Origin of the sequence: Colwellia sp. 1_MG-2023, from assembly GCF_030546755.1 — a bacterium.
Classification (GTDB): domain Bacteria; phylum Pseudomonadota; class Gammaproteobacteria; order Enterobacterales; family Alteromonadaceae; genus Thalassotalea_H.
Genome location: NZ_JAUOPE010000005.1, coordinates 92,804 through 112,095, shown reverse-complemented (window position 1 = coordinate 112,095; position 19,292 = coordinate 92,804). Strand labels below are relative to the sequence as shown.

Below are 19,292 nucleotides of genomic sequence, written 5' to 3'. Positions count from 1 at the left end.
AAAGGTATTTATTCAGCACCTTCATTATGCATATCGATAATAGAATCGGCATTTTTATCTGAGTTTTCTTTTGTTTCGTTATTTCGCAGTGCATCTAATCGTTCTAAATAACCTTGATCGATATCTTGTGTGACATACTGGCCATTAAAAACGGATGTTTCAAAGGCTTTAATATCAGGGTTAGCCACCGAAACTGCACTGACTAAATCGTCGATCGTTTGGAAAATTAGTTTATCAGCACCAATTAAATCACAAATATCATCTAACTCACGACCATGAGCAATTAATTCCGTTGCACTAGGCATATCGATGCCATATACATTTGGAAAACGAATTTCTGGTGCCGCTGAAGCAAAATAAACTTTTTTAGCGCCCGATGCTCTCGCCATGTCAATAATCTGCTCAGAGGTTGTGCCACGCACAATAGAGTCATCCACTAACAATACATTTTTACCCGCAAATTCGGCACTGATCGCATTCAACTTTTGACGAACAGATTTTTTACGTTGTTCTTGACCTGGCATAATAAAAGTTCTGCCAATATAGCGGTTTTTTACAAAACCTTGTCGGTAAGGTAAATCTAATGTTTGCGCAATCTGCAAGGCCGTATCACATGATGTTTCAGGAATTGGAATAACAACATCGATATCTTCATCAGCCCATTCTTGCTTTATTTTTGCACCTAGCTTTTTCCCCATTTCAACGCGTGACGCGTATACAGAAATTTTATCCATGGTTGAATCAGGGCGCGCAAAATAAACATACTCAAAAATACAAGGACTGAAGGTTGGGTTTTCTGCACATTGCTTGCTGAAAAACTGTCCATCTTCAGTAATGTATATAGCTTCTCCGGGGGCAACATCACGGATAAACTCAAAATCACAGGCATCTAATGCGACTGTTTCAGAAGCAACCATATACTCGGTACCTTTTTCGCTTTCTCTTTTACCAAAAACAAGAGGGCGAATACCGTTAGGATCTCGAAAAGCAACCATGCCATTGCCAATCACTAACGCTACTGTTGCATATGCACCACGAACACGTTTATGAACATTAGCAATAGCAGTAAAAATATCGTCCGGTGTTAAAGTAAAGTTACCGATATTTTGTAATTCGTGACCTAAAATATTGAGTAATAATTCAGAATCAGAAGTAGTATTTACATGACGACAAGCTTCTTTGTATAGCCATTCTTTTAATTCTTCAGCGTTGGTTAAATTACCATTGTGCGCTAAGGAAATACCGAACGGTGAATTAGCGTAAAAAGGCTGCGCTTCTGAAGAACTAGAAGTTCCCGCAGTTGGATAACGGATATGTCCGATACCAATATTACCTTGTAATCGCAGCATATGACGCGTATGAAAAACGTCTTTTACTAAACCATTGCCTTTTCTCAGGCGAAAGGTGTTATTTTGAATCGTTACAATCCCTGCAGCATCCTGACCGCGGTGCTGTAGAACTGTTAAACCGTCATATAAATATTGACTTACTGGTGTATTACCAACAATACCAACTATACCACACATGCTGTTTTTCTCCGCCGAACTAAGCTTGTTTTAGAAAACTGGATGATTGTTTGAGATATTCAAAAAACCATTCAATTATTAATTTGAATTCTGGGATCAATTGAGAACTTTGCCACCAGTCACTTGATGCTGAGGGGGTAAATGCATCCATAAAGAAAAGCACTGCACTTACAATCAATGCTCCTCTAAGGGCACCAAAGACAATCCCTAAGACTCTATCTGTACCTGAAAGACCTGTTTTTGTTACCAGTTGAGCAATAACGTAATTAACTAAGGCCCCTAAAATTAAGGTTGTTATAAAGAGAATAGTAATTGCTGCGCCATTACGCAGAAAAGGATCAGAAATATTCGTTAATAAGGTGGCAAGTTTGGCATAGAAAGTACTCGCGATAAAAAAGGCACTGATCCAGATAATTAGCGACACAGCTTCTTTAACAAAGCCACGAACTAAACTAATTAACGTGGAAATACCTATGACAGCCAAAATGGCATAGTCTATCCAAACCATAAATCGAGAGTTCTCAATTAAATTAACTAATAAATAGTGGCGCGCATTCTAACAGAACCACGAGCAATTTAGCTAATATTTTTATCATCTAGTTGGCGTAAATCGGGCAACTTTTCCTTGCACATTAGTTAAGGTCTTCAATGCAGGGATTTTTTTCTCAAGACTGCTTTTAATTAATTCTGGCCCAACAAACACTTTCGTTAAAGTACCATTTTTGGTTTTAATCGGTCTTGTAAAAACCGTATAGCCAGCCGATTCAAGCTTTTTCACCAGTTCATTAACATTTTTCTTATGCTTAAAGCTACCAAGTTGTATTGCCCATGCTTGTTGAGCAACAGCTTTCTCGGGCATATTTTTTGTTACTACAGCTTGTGGCTTCACATCATCGCTTTTAACACTCGCTAAAGATTTTTCATCGTTGAATGCCTCATTCTTTGGCATAGCATTATCATTAGCTATCGTTTGGTTTTCTTTTTCTTCAACTTCGTCATCAAGTGCTATTTCTTCACTTATTTCTTCTTTTGGTAAAACGGCTAATTTGTCATCAGGAAATGATTGATTTTGTGGTTTAAAGTCTACTTTCGGTGCGGTTGGTATTTTATCAAATTCTTCTTGATAAGTTTTTTTATCGCCATCAAGCACATCAGGTAAAAAAATAATCGCAACGGCTGCAACTATCATAGTACCGACTAATCTATTTTGAAAAGGTGTAGACAAGATAACTCCTATTTTATAAAGCTTTTAACTTGAGCAACGGTAAAAAATGATCCAAAAACAAGGATTAAATCACTTTCTTTAGCTTGTGAAAGAGCCATTTTATAGGCATCAATGACATTGTCAAAAGTTAATAGTTGATTCGCGTTATTTGACAGGTGACATTCGAGTTGTGCAGCGTTTGCGCCTCTAGGTACATCTAGACTTGCCAAATACCAACAATCTACCGAATATATTAAAGGGGTTAACGTATTTAAAATATCTTTATCTGCCAACATAGCAACTACAGCATGTACTTTAGTTGCTGACAATAAAGCAATCTGTTCGACTAAGTAACGAGCAGCCAATGGATTATGGCCGACATCTAACATAATTTTACAATGGCCAGCTATCCGCTCTGTACGACCAGCAACTTTAGTCGAAGCAATTAGAGACACCAGTTTTTTTTCATCAAGCGTAACCCCAAGTAATTCGAGGACCATAATTGCGGTGGCTATATTATCTCTAGGAATAGAAGGTTGTGGTAAATTATTAAAGGTATTATTTTGACTTTGCCAACACCAGCGATTTTCAAAATTTAATAAATCAACGTTAAAATCTACACCGCGGAGATAAACTTGGGTGTTAAGTTGTTGAGCGTGTGTTAAAACAGATTTAGGCGGTAGTTTATCACCGATGACTACACGTTGCCCTTCTCGCATAATGCCAGCTTTTTCAAAACCAATGCTTTCTCTATTATCACCAAGAAAGGCTTGATGATCTAAATCAACCGTGGTGATCACAGCAATGTCTGCATCAATAATGTTAGTGGCGTCTAGTCGACCACCTAAACCAACTTCTAAAATGGCGTAATTAGGCTTTTCAGCCATCATAATGAGTAAAGCGGCTAAGGTTGTATATTCATAATAGGTTAATGATATATCACCGCGAGTTTGCTCTATGTGCTCAAAGGCGAGGATAAAGGCTGTATCATCTACATCCTGTTTATTGATGCGTAAGCGTTCGTTGAACTTTTCAATATGGGGGGATGAATATACAGCGACCGAATGTTGCTCAGCTAATAAAGTATTTTCAAGAAAAGCACAAGTAGTGCCTTTACCATTGGTTCCGGCAACGGTTATGACTTGGGTAAATTCAAAGTTAATAGCTAATTTTTGAGCAACCTTTGATATGCGCTCTAAGCCCATATCAATTTCAGTACTGTGGATATTTTCTAAATAAGAAAGCCACTCATCGAGATTTCGACTTGAGTGGCTTTGATGTGTTTTTTTCATAAAGGTATTGGATTTAATTAGTGTTTTTTATAAAACAATTAACTAACTTTTAAATCGTATCCAGTAAATTTAGCTAATAAACGCGCTAAGGTATCACGCATTTCACGGCGATCAACTATCATGTCGATTGCACCTTTTTCTAATAAAAATTCACTACGTTGAAAGCCTTCAGGCAATTTTTCTCGTACCGTTTGCTCAATGACTCGAGGGCCAGCAAAACCAATTAATGCTTTAGGCTCAGCAACGTTAACATCACCAAGCATAGCTAAACTGGCAGAAACACCACCCATGGTTGGATCGGTAAGTACTGAAATATAAGGTAAGCCTTTTTCGCTCATTTTAGCTAAAGCTGCACTGGTTTTAGCCATTTGCATTAATGAAAATAATGCTTCTTGCATACGAGCACCGCCACTGGCTGAGAAGCAAACAAACGGCAGGTTATGTTCAAGACAATATTCGACACCTTTCACAAATCTAGCGCCAACAACTGAAGCCATTGAACCACCTAAAAATGAAAATTCAAATGCTGCAGCGACTACAGGCATGCCGTGTAATTCACCTTTCATCACCACTAAAGCATCTTTTTCACCTGTGCTTTTTTGCGCTGCTGACAGACGGTCTTTATAACGTTTTGAATCTTTAAATTTAAGAATATCTTGCGCTTCTAATTCTTCTCCTAATTCGATGCGCTCTCCTAAATCTAAAAAGCCTTCGATGCGCTTACGTCCACTGATTCTCATATGATGATCACATTTAGGACAAACCGACATTTGGCGCTCAAGTTCAACCTTATATAAAACCGCGTTACACGAGTTACACTTACTCCATACCCCTTCAGGAATATTACGCTTTTGGGTAGATTTTGCTTTCGGGAGAATCTTTTCAATCCAGCTCATAATTTAACTTTGCCTATGCACGAAAATTATTTAATGGCTCTTTCTAAGCCATTAAATATTAAAATTTTAATAATACCTAAATATAACCACTAATTAGAGCATATTTTACGGTATTTTGAATACAAAAAACTGGTCTGTTTTGTCTGTTTTCTTACTATTCTAAAAATAAAGGACCTAATTGACGCTTAGGAATATTAAATTTGGTAGGATAATCTACATCAACAAAATACAAACCTTCTGCAGCGGCTGTCATGCCAGCAACACAACGATTTTTAGCTGCTAGCACTTCATTTATCCACTCAACGGTTTCTTTTCCTTGCCCCACTCTCATCAAACTGCCAGCAATATTTCGAATCATGTGATGAAGAAAAGCATTCCCTTTTACATCAAGAATTAAATAATCACCTTTTCTACTGACATTACAGTGGGATAATGTTCTAACGGGAGAATGAGATTGGCAATGTACGGTTCTAAAAGAAGTAAAATCATGCTCCCCCACCAAATATTGCGCGGCTTTATGCATCAATTTTTCATCTAATGGATAATGACAAAAACTTAAGCCATGGCTGAGAATGGCAGAACGGAGTCTTTTATTATAAATAATATATCGATATCGTCTCGCAGTGGCACTAAATCGTGCATGAAACTCTTCACTAACCTCATGTACCCAAGAAACCGCAACATCCTGCGGAAGATGAGTATTGACACCTAATGTCCATGCCACATCTTTACGCTTGTTGTTCGTATCAAAATGCACCACTTGATTAGTGGCGTTTACCCCGGTATCTGTTCGTCCTGCGCAAACCACTTCAATCGGTTCATTGGCAATTTTAGACAACGCAGTCTCTAACGTTTGCTGAACACTGACAACCGACTTTTGTCGTTGCCAACCGCAATATTTACTTCCGTCGTATTCAATGCCTAAGGCATAGCGCATAACTTTCTAAACCCGTGTTAATTTTCGCGCATTATCTACTATTTCTAACACTTTGGCGAGTCGCTATTGAGTAGTTTTTATCGATTCAATTACCCAAAGAGAGCCTAGTGTAAAAGTAATTTCTTTCCTAAGCTAAGCAACCGTTAAAAAGACTCCCAAATCAAATATTAATCAACACGCACAAAAAAGCAGCTTTATCAGCTGCTCATTAATTAAATGTTTTGATGAATTTAGTTAATATTATCAAGTAATTGTTGTGCTTCAAATTGTTGTTCCGCATCACCAATTTTCACAACATCTTGTAAGATAACTTCCGCATTTTCATTATCACCAATTTCGATGTAAACCTTAGCTAAGTCAAGTTTTGCGGCGGCGCCATTATCATCTTCTTCGTCAACATCGATTTTATTAACATCACGGGTAAATTCAGGAAAATCCCCCAAGCCAACATCAATATTCGTTTGTTCGTAAGGTTCTTCTTGCTCAGATGAATCAGACAATGTATCAGAAATTAATGAATCGACAGAAATAAAATCATCTTGATGCTTTTCAACAGCATCAGAAGGCTTTTCAATGACGTCATCTGATTCTTCACTCTCAGTGCTATCACCTATTTCAAAATCATCTGATAAGTCAAAATCATCGTCAGTTGAAGCCGGTGCTTCCTCTTCAATATTGGCAAGCAGTTCATCAAAATCTAAACTGTCTAACTCCTGAATATCGTTGATTTCCGTCGCTTCAGTTTTTTCAGTTGGTTTTTCACGGTCAGTTTCATTATCATCATCCGACAATAAATCAGCTAAAACGTTGCTATCAGTAAAGTCCGGAGAAAGCTCAACTTGTGATGTTGTTTGTTCATTATCATCTTCATTTAACAGTTCAGTTAATGTAGATTCGTCAAAGTCACTCGATATGTCATTGAGGATATCATCTTCGATTTTTGATTGATCTTCATCAATATCAGCCGTTTCTTCGGAAACAATTTCATCACCAATATCTAAAGTTGAAGAATCATTGTCATTTTCGTTACTTACTACATCAGCATTTGCTACATCAGCAAGTAAAGCATCTATATCAATATCGTCTTCGTCAGTTAAGCTTTCTTCTTGAGTCTCTTTCTTTTCTTCAAGCGAATCATCTGCCGAAAGTAAATCACTGAAATCAGCAGACAAAAATGGCGCTACATATTCTTCAGAAAAATTCTCTATTTGCTCGTGATTTTTATTATCTACTTCCGGGTTATTGTCATTTTCTTCATTTATTTCTGCTTCGTTAGAAGGTGTTGCTGAAGTTGACTTTTTAGCTGTTGGGGCAGAGTCCCCTGCCATAGAATCCATAAGCGCATCAATGTCATCAGGATCGGTTAACTCGGCATTGTCTGGTATTTCATCAGCAGGACTTGCCATCGAGTCCGCTGTCATCGAGTCCCCTGCCATCGAATCCATCAGCGCATCAATATCATCAGGATCGGTCAACTCAACATTGTCTGGGATTTCATCAGCAGGACTTGCCATCGAGTCCCCTGCCATTGAATCCATAAGCGCATCAATGTCATCAGGATCAGTCAACTCAGCATTGTCTGGGATTTTATCAATAGCACTTTCAGTATCATTATTTTCAGGCTCAGCGGCACCTGCCGTAGAGTCTCCTGCCATTGAATCCATAAGCGCATCAATGTCATCAGGATCGGTTAACTCGGCATTGTCTGGTATTTCATCAGCAGGACTTGCCATCGAGTCTCCTGCCATAGAATCCATAAGCGCATCAATATCATCAGGATCGGTCAACTCGGCATTATCTGGGATTTCATCAGCAGTATTTTCAGTGTCATTATTTTCAGCTTCAGGTGCACTTGCCGTAGAGTCCCCTGCCATTGAGTCCCCTGCCATTGAATCCATAAGCGCATCAATGTCATCAGGATCGGTTAACTCGGCATTATCTGGGATTTCATCAATAGCACTTTCAGTGTCATTATTTTCAGCTTCAGGTGCACTTGCCGTAGAGTCTCCTGCCATAGAATCCATAAGCGCATCAATGTCATCAGGATCGGTTAACTCAGCATTATCTGGGATTTCATCAGCAGCATTTTCAGTGTCATTATTTTCAGCTTCAGGTGCACCTGCCATTGAGTCCATGAGCGCATCAATGTCATCAGGATCGGTTAATTCGGCATTATCTGGGATTTCATCAGCAGCATTTTCAGTGTCATTATTTTCAGCTTCAGGTGCACTTGCCATTGAGTCCATGAGCGCATCAATGTCATCAGGATCGCTTAATTCGGCATTGTCATTAGTTTCATTTTGTTGCGGCTCTTCGATTTCATCGATAATACTATCAACATTGAGCACATCATCAGTATCCTGACTTTCGTCTTCATCACTAACATCAAGAAGTAAATCATCTAATGCACTTTGATCTAAGGCACCGCCTTCAAGAATATCAATCTCAGGTTCTTCTTCACCCACTTCATCGTCTATATTTGAGAGTAATGAATCTAAATCGCCTTGATCTAATTCACCACCTTCAAGTGCTTCGCTAACTTCTTCAGGTTCATCATCTAAAGATATTTCTTCTAGATCGTCTAAATCACCTAAGTCATCTAAATCATTTAAACTATCGTCCAAATGAATTACATCATCATCTAACAGGTCATCACTTAAATCATCTAAATCTGCGCTTAATAAGTCGTCACCATCATTATCTTCTGACAAATCTATAGATAATTCGTCATCTAGCGATAATTCATCATCTAGTGATAATTCGTCATCTAACGATAATTCATCGTCTAAAGATAATGTGTCTTCTTTCTCACTTGGCTCTGCAGTTTTTACTTCTTCAGCTTGTGATTCAGGTTCAGGCGTTTTATCTAATACTGGTGCTTCTTGCTCAGGCTTCTTCTTACGACGTAAGAAAAATACGACAGAGCCAATGATAATAGCTGCGGGGATACTTCCCATTAAAATCAGGAACCAAGCACTGGTCATAAAATTGTTTTTTTCTAATTCTGCTTGTTGCTTCTCTAACAATAATTCTTGTTCACGTGCCGCTGCTCTTTCCTCTTGCTTCATTAGCAAGGCTTGCATGGCTGATAGCTGTTCTTTTAATTCATCTACTTCTTTTGCAGACTCTTGTTGAATAACTTCTAATTGCTCATTAAAGTTTGATAATTGCTTATCAACCACTTGATTTTCTTTTAACAAGGCTTGTAAACCATCGATCGAATCAGATACATCATTTTGGATATTCTCTAAACGTTCTTTTTGAGAATTATCGTAGGTTTGTAATTTGTCGTTGATTTCAGTTTTTGCTAATTCTAAATCTTTTTTCTGAACACTCTGCTCAGGTGGTTTAGTTGTTTTAACTTTTTCTACAACTTTTGACTGCCAAGATTGATCGTCTTGATCCGACTTTTGTCGAGCGGTATAAGGGTTTATTTGGGCAATTTCTAACTTAGAAGGTATTTGTAAATAGTGTCCATCAATTAAGTGGTTTAAATTATTATCTTTAAAAGCCGCAGGATTTTTTTGATAAAGCGCCTGCATAACCTGATAAATAGTTAACGTAGGATCAGGGCGAACTTGTAGGGCAATATTCCATAAAGTATCAGATGAACGAATTGGCCCGTAGCGTTCAAAGGGAAAAGCGTCCGTACTTTTAGGACCGCGAATACGAATACCGCCTTCTTCAAAAGCGAATGTATTAAGGCTGGTTGTACTAATGCTGATAAATATAACCTGCCACAGGCACAGGCGTAACAGTCGTTGCATTAAGGTTTCCTAATTATTTTTATAGTTAGCCAATAGTTTGACTCGTCCAAGTACTGAAAAAACAAAGCAAAAATTATTCCAATATCAAAGCATGTGCTTTTTATATTCAATACAATGTATTTCTTGAACCCTTTTTATAACAAAAAAACTCGTCGTTAACTATAACGACGAGTTTTTATTTTTCTTTAATAAATCTTAAACTTAGCAATAGCTAAGTGATTTCAGCACAATATATTTTATGAAAGATGCTCTTTTATTAATAATTCGGCAATTTGCACACTATTCGTTGCGGCACCTTTACGAACATTATCGGCAACAATCCACATATTTAAGCCGTTGTTATGGCTAATATCTTCACGAATACGCCCCACATAAGTGTCATCTTTACCACTGGCATCACTAATTTGTGTTGGGAAATCTTCGTCCTTTTCACACACAACCACACCCGGTGCCAGTTTTAACAATTCTTTCGCTTCTTCAGCAGAAATAGGAGACTTAGTTTCAATGTGTAAGGCTTCAGCATGACCAAAAAATACCGGTACACGCACTGCCGTTGGGTTAACACGAATACTGTTATCCCCTAATATTTTATTGGTCTCCCACACCATTTTCATTTCTTCTTTGGTGTAGCCATTTTCTAAAAACACATCAATTTGTGGAATAACGTTAAACGCAATTTGGCGTGAAAAGTTCTTAGTTTCCACAGGCTTACCACTTAGTAAATCCGCTGTTTGTTTTGCTAATTCGTCCATTGCCGCTTTACCGCCACCAGAAACTGATTGATAAGTACAAACATTAATGCGGTCGATGCCTACAGCAGCGTGAATTGGCTTGAGCGCCACCATCATCTGAATCGTTGAACAATTTGGGTTAGCAATAATATTACGGTTACGATAGTCCGCTAAAGCATCTGGGTTTACTTCTGGAACCACTAATGGAATATCATCTTCGTAACGAAATTCAGAGGTATTATCAATAACAATACAGCCAGCTTCACCTGCAATAGGTGCAAACTTTGCTGAAGTACTACCACCGGCAGAGAAAAAGCCAATTTGAGCAAGACTAAAGTCAAAGGTGTCTGCGTCAATCACTTCAATATTTTCGCCATTGAATTCAATAATTTCACCAGCAGAGCGAGCACTCGCTAATGGATATAATTTATTAATAGGAAAATCTCTTTCTTCAAGAATTTCCATAATTGTTTTACCAACTAAACCTGTTGCACCTAAGATGCAAACATCAAATTTCTGTGTCATGCCCTTCTCTCTTTTACGCTACTATTACTACTTACTGCTTTTTCGAAAACCGAGTTGATATAAAACATCACTCTCTATTTGCTTTGTCATCGCTATTTGAATGGCCGAAAATTCCCTGCGAGCTGGGTAAGTTTTACGAATATAATCAAATGAATGACCATTTACATGTTGATAGCCTATTTGTTGACGGAAAAGGCCATCGTCACGACGCACATCGTAAACTATTTTCACCAGTTGGTTTAGTAAAATTTCATCAAATTGTTGGTTTATTTCAATTTGATTGATACCTGATTCAGGTAAGAAATTTTCTAATGATTTTTCTTCACGAACATTCAAATGCTGACATAATGCACGATAAAGCATTTCGGTACCACGAGCTTTTCCTTCTAAGCTATAACCAGCAATATGGGCAGTAGTTATTTCACAAAACGGAATTAACTCATGCAAAATATGAGGTTCATTTTCCCATACATCTAAAACAAGCTTAAGAGCATGTCCAGATTGCTTTAATCGCAATAGCGCTTGATTATCTATCACTTCACCACGACAGGCATTTATTAAAATCTGCTCAGGAGCTAACGCGGCTAAACGTTGTTCATTTAAAAGGTGATACGTTGGATGTTCGCCTTGAGTAGTTTTAGGAACATGTAATGAAATAACATCACAGCTTAATGCTTCATCTAAAGCAACAAACTTTCGAGTATCAGATCTATCTTGTTCAAGGTAAGGATCTGATAATACATGTTTGATCCCTAATGCCGCTAATTTTTCACTTAATCGACTACCCGTATTGCCTGCCCCGACAATGCCTACGGTCATATCCAACAGTTTAAGTTGATAGCGTTCGGCCAGAACCACCAATGAAGACAACACATATTCAGCAACAGACACGGCATTACAGCCAGGCGCGGAACTAAAAGCAATATTTCTCGAGTCTAAATAATTCCTGTCGATATGATCAAAACCAATGGTTGCTGTCCCCACAAATGTTAACGAATTATTTTGCTGTAATAAGCGTTCATTTACTTGCGTAATTGAGCGCACTAACAGTACATCTGCGTTAGCAACTTGTTCTGCCGTTAAATCACGACCTGAAAACGGCGTTAACTTTCCAAAGTCTGCAAAAAAATCTGCAGCAAATGGCATATTTTCATCATAAAAAATATTCATTTATTTCAACACTTATTTTTGACGTAATATTACTTTTATATTTTAAACAAAAAAGCCACTGTAAAAGTGGCTTAATGTAATAACGAGTGAATTCGCAGTTATTTATGTCTGTAAAAAAAAAGAAAGACCGAATTGATAGCTATCAATGAGTATTTCTGATGCCGTTACAGCGAAAAATAACAAAGAATTAATCGTTATTTATATTTTTTCATTACTAAAGTGGCATTAGTCCCACCAAAACCAAAGCTGTTTGACATCACTAAGTCAAGTTCGGCTTCACGGGCTTCAGTGACAATATCTAAGCCTTGTGCTTTTTCATCAAGGGTATCAATATTAATAGACGGTGCGATAAAATTATTTTCCATCATTAATAACGAGTAAATAGCTTCATGAACACCTGCAGCACCTAAAGCATGACCTGTCATGGCTTTAGTTGCACTGATTGCCGGAGAATCGTCACCAAACAATTCTTGAATGGCACCTAACTCTTTAACATCACCCACTGGAGTAGAAGTACCGTGCGTATTCAAATAGTCGACTTTACCTTCAACACCTTCCATTGCTTGTTGCATACAACGCACTGCGCCTTCGCCACTTGGAGCAACCATATCGTAACCGTCTGATGTTGCGCCATAACCGACGATTTCAGCATAAATGTGTGCGCCACGCGCTAATGCGTGCTCTAATTCTTCAACAACAACCATACCGCCGCCGCCAGAAATAACAAAACCATCGCGATCAGCATCATAGGTACGAGAAGCTAGTTCAGGAGTTTCGTTACGACCTGCTGATAATGCTCCCATGCCATCAAACATCATCGCTAATGACCAATGCACTTCTTCACCACCACCTGCAAAAACAACATCTTGTTTGCCTAATTGAATTAGCTCAACGGCGTTACCAATACAATGGGCACTGGTTGCACAAGCTGAACTAATTGAATAATTCACACCTTTAATTTTAAATGGTGTTGCTAAACAAGCTGATACTGTACTACCCATAGTTTTAGGTACTGCATAAGGACCTACACGACGAATACCACGATTACGTAGGGTGTCAGTCGTAGCAACAACATTTTCTGATGATGCGCCACCTGAGCCAGCAACAATACCTGTGCGGAAATCAGAAACTTGCTCTTGTGTTAATTTAGCATCGGCAATCGCTTGCTCCATCGCAATATAGGCATAACCAGCAGCATCTCCCATAAAACGGAAGGCTTTACGATCTATATGATCTTTTGGTTCAAGTGAAGGCTTACCCCAAACTTGGCTACGTAAACCTTGTTCTTCAAAACTGTCCGCTTTAGTAATACCTGAACGGCCTGCTTTTAAAGACGCTAGAACTTCTTCAGCGTTATTACCGATACTTGATACAATTCCTAATCCGGTGATGACTACTCGTTTCATTTAATTAACCATTTAAAATTTATAAAAATCGGGCATATCATACAGAAATTTACCCAGAAACTGGTCTGCTGAGTGTACACGTGTACTCTCATTTATTCAAACCATGACAATAACGATGAATTATAGGTAAAATAGCGCTTGTGTATAGTGCTATTTGTAATAATTGAACATAAAGTGACCTCTATCAATAAAATAACATTCCGAGAAGACGGCTCTCCTTATTCTGAAAAATTTAACGATATTTATTTTGATACGGAATCAGGATATCAACAGAGCGAACACGTGTTCATAAAAGGCAACAACATTGCTGAAAATTTAATCAATAGTACAAAAGAGTTTACTATTGCCGAAACGGGGTTTGGTACAGGATTAAACTTTTTATTAACGTTTAAATTATATAAAGCGCTTGCGCAAAGCCATCAATTACCTGTTCTGCACTTTATAAGTACTGAAAAATATCCGCTATCAAAAAGCCAATTAATCAAATCGTTAAAAAGTCTCAAGAGTTTAGAGGCTGAACAAGAGGCGTTGATCGCAAACTATCCAGAAACGCCAGAGCAAGAAATTCACTGTCACTTTTTAGATCACAACATAAAATTAACCATACTTATTGATGACTCTACACAAGCATTTAAAACCATATCTCTGCCGAGAAAACAGCAAGGGTTTGTTGATGCTTGGTATCTTGATGGTTTTTCACCCGCTCGAAACCCTGAAATGTGGCAAGATGAGCTGTTTGAAGAAATGGCGCGATTATCAAAACCCCAAGCTAGCATCAGTACTTTTACCATTGCCGGTTTTATTCGACGAGGATTAGAAAACGTAGGTTTTCGTTTAGAAAAAAAGCAATATTTAGGTAATAAGAATGAAATTCTAACAGGAAAATACCAACAAAATAAACGCGTTGGTAAAGGCTACCAATTAAGACCACAAATCACTAAACCTCAACATGTCAGCATTATTGGCGGTGGTATTGCATCAGCCTGTGCGGCCTATTTGTTAACCAAAAACGGCATAAAAGTCACGCTTTATTGCAAAGATATAAAGGTAGCGCAAGGCGCATCCAGCAATGCTATCGGCGCCTTGTTTCCGCTTATTCATCAGCAACAAGATGACATTAGTCTTTTCTACCAAAAAGCCTTTTGGACTGCGTTAAACTTTTATGATGAACTCGACGCTCAAGGTTTCCATTTCAGTCATGATTGGTGTGGTTTACTCGAAATTTCATATAAAACATCGCTTGAAAAGCGCCAGCAAGCGTTTGAGAAAAATCAAGCCTGGCCTAGTGAGTTAGTCACCAGCATTGATAAAGTACAAGCCAGCCAACAAGCAAACATTCCTTTAGCGCATGGCGGATTGTTTTTTCCTAAATCTGGCTGGATAGCTCCGCAAGAATTAGTCGAACAATTACTGAAAGCGGCTCATCAAACCAATCGTTTACGCATTGAAACCTCAACACAGGTTGCCAGTATTTCACAACAAAATGACGAAAGTTGGCAGATAAACACCAATAAAGGTGAATTTAACGCTTCGGTCTTGGTCTTTTGTGGTGGCGCTGAAGGCATAAAAATAAACACGATTGATGAACTGCCATTAAGCTCAGTTCGAGGGCAAATTACTTCAATGAATACCAATAAAAAAATTGGCAAGTTGAATACAGTGATTTGTCATAAGGGTTATTTAACACCTGAGCATAAAGGCATTCATTGCATTGGAGCAACTTTTGATAAAAACAGCTTTGATACGGTACCTCGCGATGAAGATGACCACTATAATCTAACTATGCTAGAAAAATGCTTACCAAAGTTAACCCTTGATATTGCATCGTGGCAGCCATCTGATGTGGTAACTCGAAAAGCACGTTTACGCTGCATGACTCCTGATCATTTGCCTATGGTTGGAGCAATGCCAAGTATAAAGGAACATATAACAAGCTATCAACATTTAGCAAAAGATAAAAATTGGCGGTTTTATCAAGCTGCACCTCACATTAAAAATTTATATCTGTTAACTGGCTTAGGGGCTAGAGGGCTTTGTACCGCGCCTTTATTAGCGCAAATTTTAACCGCAGACTTAACTGGTGCACCTTATCCAGTTGACAGTGATATGCTTTTTAATCTTTCGCCAAATCGTTTTGTGATCCGAGATATTATTAAACGAAAATTTAGCTAAAACTAAACTAAGAAAAAACGAGTAGGCTATATCAAAAGACAACAAAAATTCATTTATGCACTTGATTTTAAAGTGATTCATTAGGCAACTCATTGACAATAAAATCAATGAAACATCTTATTTTAGGAGATAAATATTTTCGGCTAGGATATACCACATAAACATCAATTGCCGGCTCTTGATAATCCGTAAACAACACTTCTAACTGATCATTTTTCAAGGCATCTTCTAAAGCAAATTCGGGTAAACGCACTATGCCATGGCCGTCTAACGCCATTCTTAATTCAAGTTGAGCGCTATTACAAAGCAATTTAGATTTCACATCCACAACAATCATTTTATCATTTAACGAGCGGTAAACCCATTTATGTGGCAACCGTAAGTTACTATAACATAGGCAATTATGCTCAGTTAATTGACTTGGTTCCGTGGGACGGCCGTATTGCTTAAGATACTCTCGAGAAGCAACGGTGACCCCTTTTGATTGAAATATTTTTCGGCAGATCAAACTTGATTCTTCTAAATGATGAGTCGCCCTGATCACCAAATCGAAACCATCTAACACCACATCAACTTGACGGTCATTAAAGTCAATATCTAAAGCCATCAATGGGTATTGTTTAAGAAACTTCGATAACACGGGTTGGAGATAATTAAGACCAAAGCTAACAGGGCAGCTTATTTTTAAAACACCTTTTATCGCTTCTTGATTCTGATCTAATTCACCTAACGCTTGCTCGGCATCATTAACCATTTGCTGACATTGTTGATAATACACTTCACCTTCAGACGTCAAACTTATCGAACGCGTGGTTCGGTTTAACAAGCGTACTCCGAGTCGCGCTTCTAATTTATTTATTTCTTTACTGATGTAAGAACTTGAATGTCCAGTTTTTTCTGCAGCGGCACTAAAGCCTCGACAATTAACCACATGAGTAAAAATTACGATACCATCAAATAAATTTGTATTAGAAGTCATTTGGAAATAGTTTATCCATAAAACTGATATTAATTACATTTAACTCTCAATATATACTAACGATCGTTTACAAAACAACTTAAATAACTTATGGAGTTCACGATTATGAAAGTATTAACTTTTGCCGCCAGTAGCAGTAGTAAATCAATTAATAAAACATTAGCAACTTATGCAGCGTCGTTAATTAAAGAAGCGGTTGTTGAGGTGTTAGATATTAATGATTATGAAATGCCTTTATTTAGCGAAGATAAAGAAGCGCTTCTAGGGCAACCCAAAGAAGCGAAAGCATTTTATGAAAAAATTACAACAGCAGATGCGCTGATCATTTCATTTGCCGAACATAATGGCTCATATACGGCCGCTTATAAAAATTTATTCGATTGGACATCGCGAATAAACCAAAAGCTTTTTCAAAATAAACCTATGGTATTATTAGCTACTTCACCAGGTCCTGGAGGCGCAGCAAGCGTTTTAAATGCTGCGGTAACATCAGCGCCATACTTTAATGGCGATGTTAAAGCTTCTCTTTCGATACCTAGTTTTTACGACAACTTTGATGTAAACGCGAATGAACTAACTTCACAAGCGTTATTAACTAAGCTTACGGCGGCGGTTTCAAGTTTAACCGACTAGTTTTTCACGTTATTTTAGGTTAATAAAACTCACTTAAACGAGTAAAGTTTTTTGTAAACTTAACCAGTAATTATTAACAATTGCATTGTCTTGAGGAGTCAGTTCGGTTTTTGCTTTACTGAGCTGCTCGCTCACACAATCACAAAGCTCAGCGCTAATTTTTTGTTTCTCATCTCCAAATTGAACAGCCACTAAGGCGATAAAACCTCTTATGTAACTACTAGCAAATAAAGTATCGCTGTCGGCTTCTTGTGCTACTAATTCATCAAAATATTGATATAACGCTTCTAAATTCTTAACTTTCACGCATGCATCCTTTGTTTGTTTATTTTATGAGGTTGATAATTATTGTGGGCTAGCAACAGGGTATAACACTTCATCATTATATCCTGTCGTAACAACCATAAAACCAGCAAGTAAATTATCAACTTCACTATCACCGGTATCCGCAATAAGTGGCCTTGATTGCAAGGCACTCAATTTAGTTTTCGTGGCAATGATAATGATATTTTCTTTGCCTATCGCTTTTATCACACGCGGACTCAATTGTTGATTGCCACGGCCAAATATATGACCTTGACCACCAATTAACGTGATCACTAATTTCACTTTCTCTTCCGGATTATCTTCAAGATGTTGCCACAATTGTGGTTCAGTAACATCGTTTGCCAATAACGTTTGCTGTTGAACTAAATCAACCCCTAATAAAGTATTTTCTAACCCTAACTCTTCCATTAAAAAGGCAGTTGTTGATCCAGAGCCGATAATGAATAGTTCATCATCCATCTTATTAATCACATCAGCGGCAATGTCTTGTAAAACCAACTCATCAGATTCTTTACCACCCGATTTAACCGCTTGAATATAACGTAACTCACACGGTACTTTCATTTCACCAAACCGTTTGGCTTTAACGATACCTTGTCGAAAAAGCGATTCGTCAATATCCATCACATCCGCTTCAGTTAAGGTAACCAACTGATTTGTTACCATCATTTCAACCACTCGCCCTGCGGCTTTGGGTGTCACGGCATAAACGCCGGAATGAATTTTACAACCTGCAGGCACGCCTAATACAGGAAAAGTGTCACCAACCATATGACAAACATTTCTTGCCGTGCCATCGCCGCCGGCAAATAACAGTAAATCAATACCTTCAGCTAATAATGCTGATACCGTATGTTCTGTATCTTGCGCGGTAGTCTCAGAAGACAGGGCTTGATAAACCACCGTTACTTTAAAACCTAACGACCGAGCGATATCTTCACCCATTAACGCATTGGCCGTGTAAATTTCTATGTTTTGTCGATAAGGCAATAAAATTTCTAGCGCTAGTTTAGCTCTATCATTAGCTTTAGCTTGAGCACCTAGTAATTTTGCTTTTTCAGCAATGCCTTCTCCGTCACTGCCTTTTAAAGCGACACTACCGCCAATACCGGCAATAGGATTAATAATTAGGCCTAATTTAAATATGCTCATATAACTCTTTTTCACTGAGGAAATGTTCTAATTTCAAAGGTAATGGAACTTGATAAAAATTCGCTAATGCCTCAATAAATGTCTGGGCTCTGACAGGAAAACCTTGCTCAATATAAATGTTAACTTGTTGGTAAACAGCACGTTTAAAATTAACCGTGTCAGCCTCGACTCCGTTTAAATTATCAGCAGATACAGAAAACCGTTTTCCAGAAGCCACACAAAATGCCCACTCGATGGCTTGAGGTTTAATTTCTACTTGCTCAAAGCGCTTTTGTTGTTCGGCATTTCTGCCATCAGGTAAATACCAATAGCCAAAATCTTCTAAAAGTCGTCGAGCATCGCCGGCTAAACACCAATGGGAAATTTCATGAAGGGCACTGGCAAAAAAGCCATGAGCAAAAATAATTTGATGATTACTACATTGTTCACTTGCAGGTAAATAAAGTGGTTCATCCCCCCCTTTAACTAATCGAGTGTTAAACGTTTGATAAAAGCATTGTTCGAATAACGTTATCAAATCTTGATAGTCGTGTTTCATACCGCAAATGAATCGAGAAAAATTGCCGATAGTTTAA

16 protein-coding genes are annotated in these 19,292 nt (G+C 38.0%); 2 read left to right on the top strand and 14 right to left on the bottom strand.

Going from position 1 to position 19,292, the window contains the following annotated elements:
* Nucleotides 1-8: 8 nt before the first annotated feature.
* The 10 genes from purF to fabB all read right to left on the bottom strand — a co-directional run bounded on the left by purF (nt 9) and on the right by fabB (nt 13,454).
* On the bottom strand, nt 9-1,526 hold the full coding sequence (gene purF / locus Q4493_RS07530; protein ID WP_303451052.1) for an amidophosphoribosyltransferase: 1,518 nt from the start codon (nt 1,524-1,526) through the stop codon (nt 9-11).
* Nucleotides 1,527-1,545: 19 nt separating this feature from the next.
* Entirely contained in the window at nt 1,546-2,034 is a 489-nt protein-coding gene (locus tag Q4493_RS07525; RefSeq protein WP_303451049.1) for a CvpA family protein, read from the bottom strand.
* Nucleotides 2,035-2,118: 84 nt separating this feature from the next.
* Nucleotides 2,119-2,751 (bottom strand): SPOR domain-containing protein, encoded by a 633-nt coding sequence (locus Q4493_RS07520; protein WP_303451046.1) that lies wholly within the window; start codon nt 2,749-2,751, stop codon nt 2,119-2,121.
* Between the two features lie 8 nt (nt 2,752-2,759).
* On the bottom strand, nt 2,760-4,022 hold the full coding sequence (folC, locus tag Q4493_RS07515) for a bifunctional tetrahydrofolate synthase/dihydrofolate synthase (protein WP_303451043.1): 1,263 nt from the start codon (nt 4,020-4,022) through the stop codon (nt 2,760-2,762).
* Nucleotides 4,023-4,060: 38 nt separating this feature from the next.
* Nucleotides 4,061-4,918, bottom strand: coding sequence for an acetyl-CoA carboxylase, carboxyltransferase subunit beta (gene accD, locus Q4493_RS07510; RefSeq protein ID WP_303451040.1), 858 nt, complete (start codon nt 4,916-4,918; stop codon nt 4,061-4,063).
* A gap of 154 nt (nt 4,919-5,072) precedes the next feature.
* Nucleotides 5,073-5,855, bottom strand: coding sequence for a tRNA pseudouridine(38-40) synthase TruA (gene truA / locus Q4493_RS07505; protein WP_303451037.1), 783 nt, complete (start codon nt 5,853-5,855; stop codon nt 5,073-5,075).
* A gap of 230 nt (nt 5,856-6,085) precedes the next feature.
* Nucleotides 6,086-9,622, bottom strand: coding sequence for a FimV/HubP family polar landmark protein (locus tag Q4493_RS07500; protein ID WP_303451034.1), 3,537 nt, complete (start codon nt 9,620-9,622; stop codon nt 6,086-6,088).
* Between the two features lie 236 nt (nt 9,623-9,858).
* Nucleotides 9,859-10,878 carry an aspartate-semialdehyde dehydrogenase gene (locus Q4493_RS07495; RefSeq protein ID WP_303451031.1) on the bottom strand — a complete coding sequence of 340 codons (1,020 nt, stop codon included), beginning with the start codon at nt 10,876-10,878 and terminating at the stop codon, nt 9,859-9,861.
* A gap of 27 nt (nt 10,879-10,905) precedes the next feature.
* The gene (locus Q4493_RS07490; protein WP_303451028.1) at nt 10,906-12,048 is read right to left on the bottom strand and encodes a 4-phosphoerythronate dehydrogenase; all 1,143 of its coding nucleotides are present in this window, start codon (nt 12,046-12,048) and stop codon (nt 10,906-10,908) included.
* A 194-nt stretch (nt 12,049-12,242) separates the two neighbouring features.
* Nucleotides 12,243-13,454, bottom strand: a complete 1,212-nt coding sequence (fabB, locus tag Q4493_RS07485; RefSeq protein ID WP_303451025.1) for a beta-ketoacyl-ACP synthase I — start codon at nt 13,452-13,454, stop codon at nt 12,243-12,245.
* A gap of 174 nt (nt 13,455-13,628) precedes the next feature.
* Between fabB and mnmC the strand changes: the two genes are divergently transcribed.
* Nucleotides 13,629-15,626, top strand: coding sequence for a bifunctional tRNA (5-methylaminomethyl-2-thiouridine)(34)-methyltransferase MnmD/FAD-dependent 5-carboxymethylaminomethyl-2-thiouridine(34) oxidoreductase MnmC (mnmC, locus tag Q4493_RS07480; protein WP_303451022.1), 1,998 nt, complete (start codon nt 13,629-13,631; stop codon nt 15,624-15,626).
* 67 nt (nt 15,627-15,693) lie between these two features.
* Here the strand turns inward: mnmC and Q4493_RS07475 are convergent, their stop codons facing one another.
* The gene (locus Q4493_RS07475; protein ID WP_303451019.1) at nt 15,694-16,605 is read right to left on the bottom strand and encodes a LysR family transcriptional regulator; all 912 of its coding nucleotides are present in this window, start codon (nt 16,603-16,605) and stop codon (nt 15,694-15,696) included.
* 105 nt (nt 16,606-16,710) lie between these two features.
* Between Q4493_RS07475 and Q4493_RS07470 the strand changes: the two genes are divergently transcribed.
* Nucleotides 16,711-17,238, top strand: coding sequence for an NADPH-dependent FMN reductase (locus tag Q4493_RS07470; RefSeq protein ID WP_303451017.1), 528 nt, complete (start codon nt 16,711-16,713; stop codon nt 17,236-17,238).
* A gap of 33 nt (nt 17,239-17,271) precedes the next feature.
* Here Q4493_RS07470 and Q4493_RS07465 read toward each other — a convergent pair whose 3' ends face one another.
* The 3 genes from Q4493_RS07465 to Q4493_RS07455 are packed head-to-tail and all read right to left on the bottom strand — an operon-like array spanning nt 17,272 to nt 19,255.
* A complete protein-coding gene (locus tag Q4493_RS07465; protein ID WP_303451014.1) occupies nt 17,272-17,544 on the bottom strand; it encodes a YfcL family protein in 273 nt (90 codons plus the stop codon).
* Nucleotides 17,545-17,583: 39 nt separating this feature from the next.
* Complete coding sequence (locus Q4493_RS07460; protein WP_303451011.1) at nt 17,584-18,717, bottom strand: ATP-NAD kinase family protein; 1,134 nt, start codon at nt 18,715-18,717, stop codon at nt 17,584-17,586.
* Nucleotides 18,704-19,255 (bottom strand): elongation factor P hydroxylase, encoded by a 552-nt coding sequence (locus tag Q4493_RS07455; protein WP_303451008.1) that lies wholly within the window; start codon nt 19,253-19,255, stop codon nt 18,704-18,706. The genes Q4493_RS07460 and Q4493_RS07455 overlap by 14 nt, the downstream gene beginning before the upstream one ends.
* Nucleotides 19,256-19,292 lie beyond the last annotated feature (37 nt).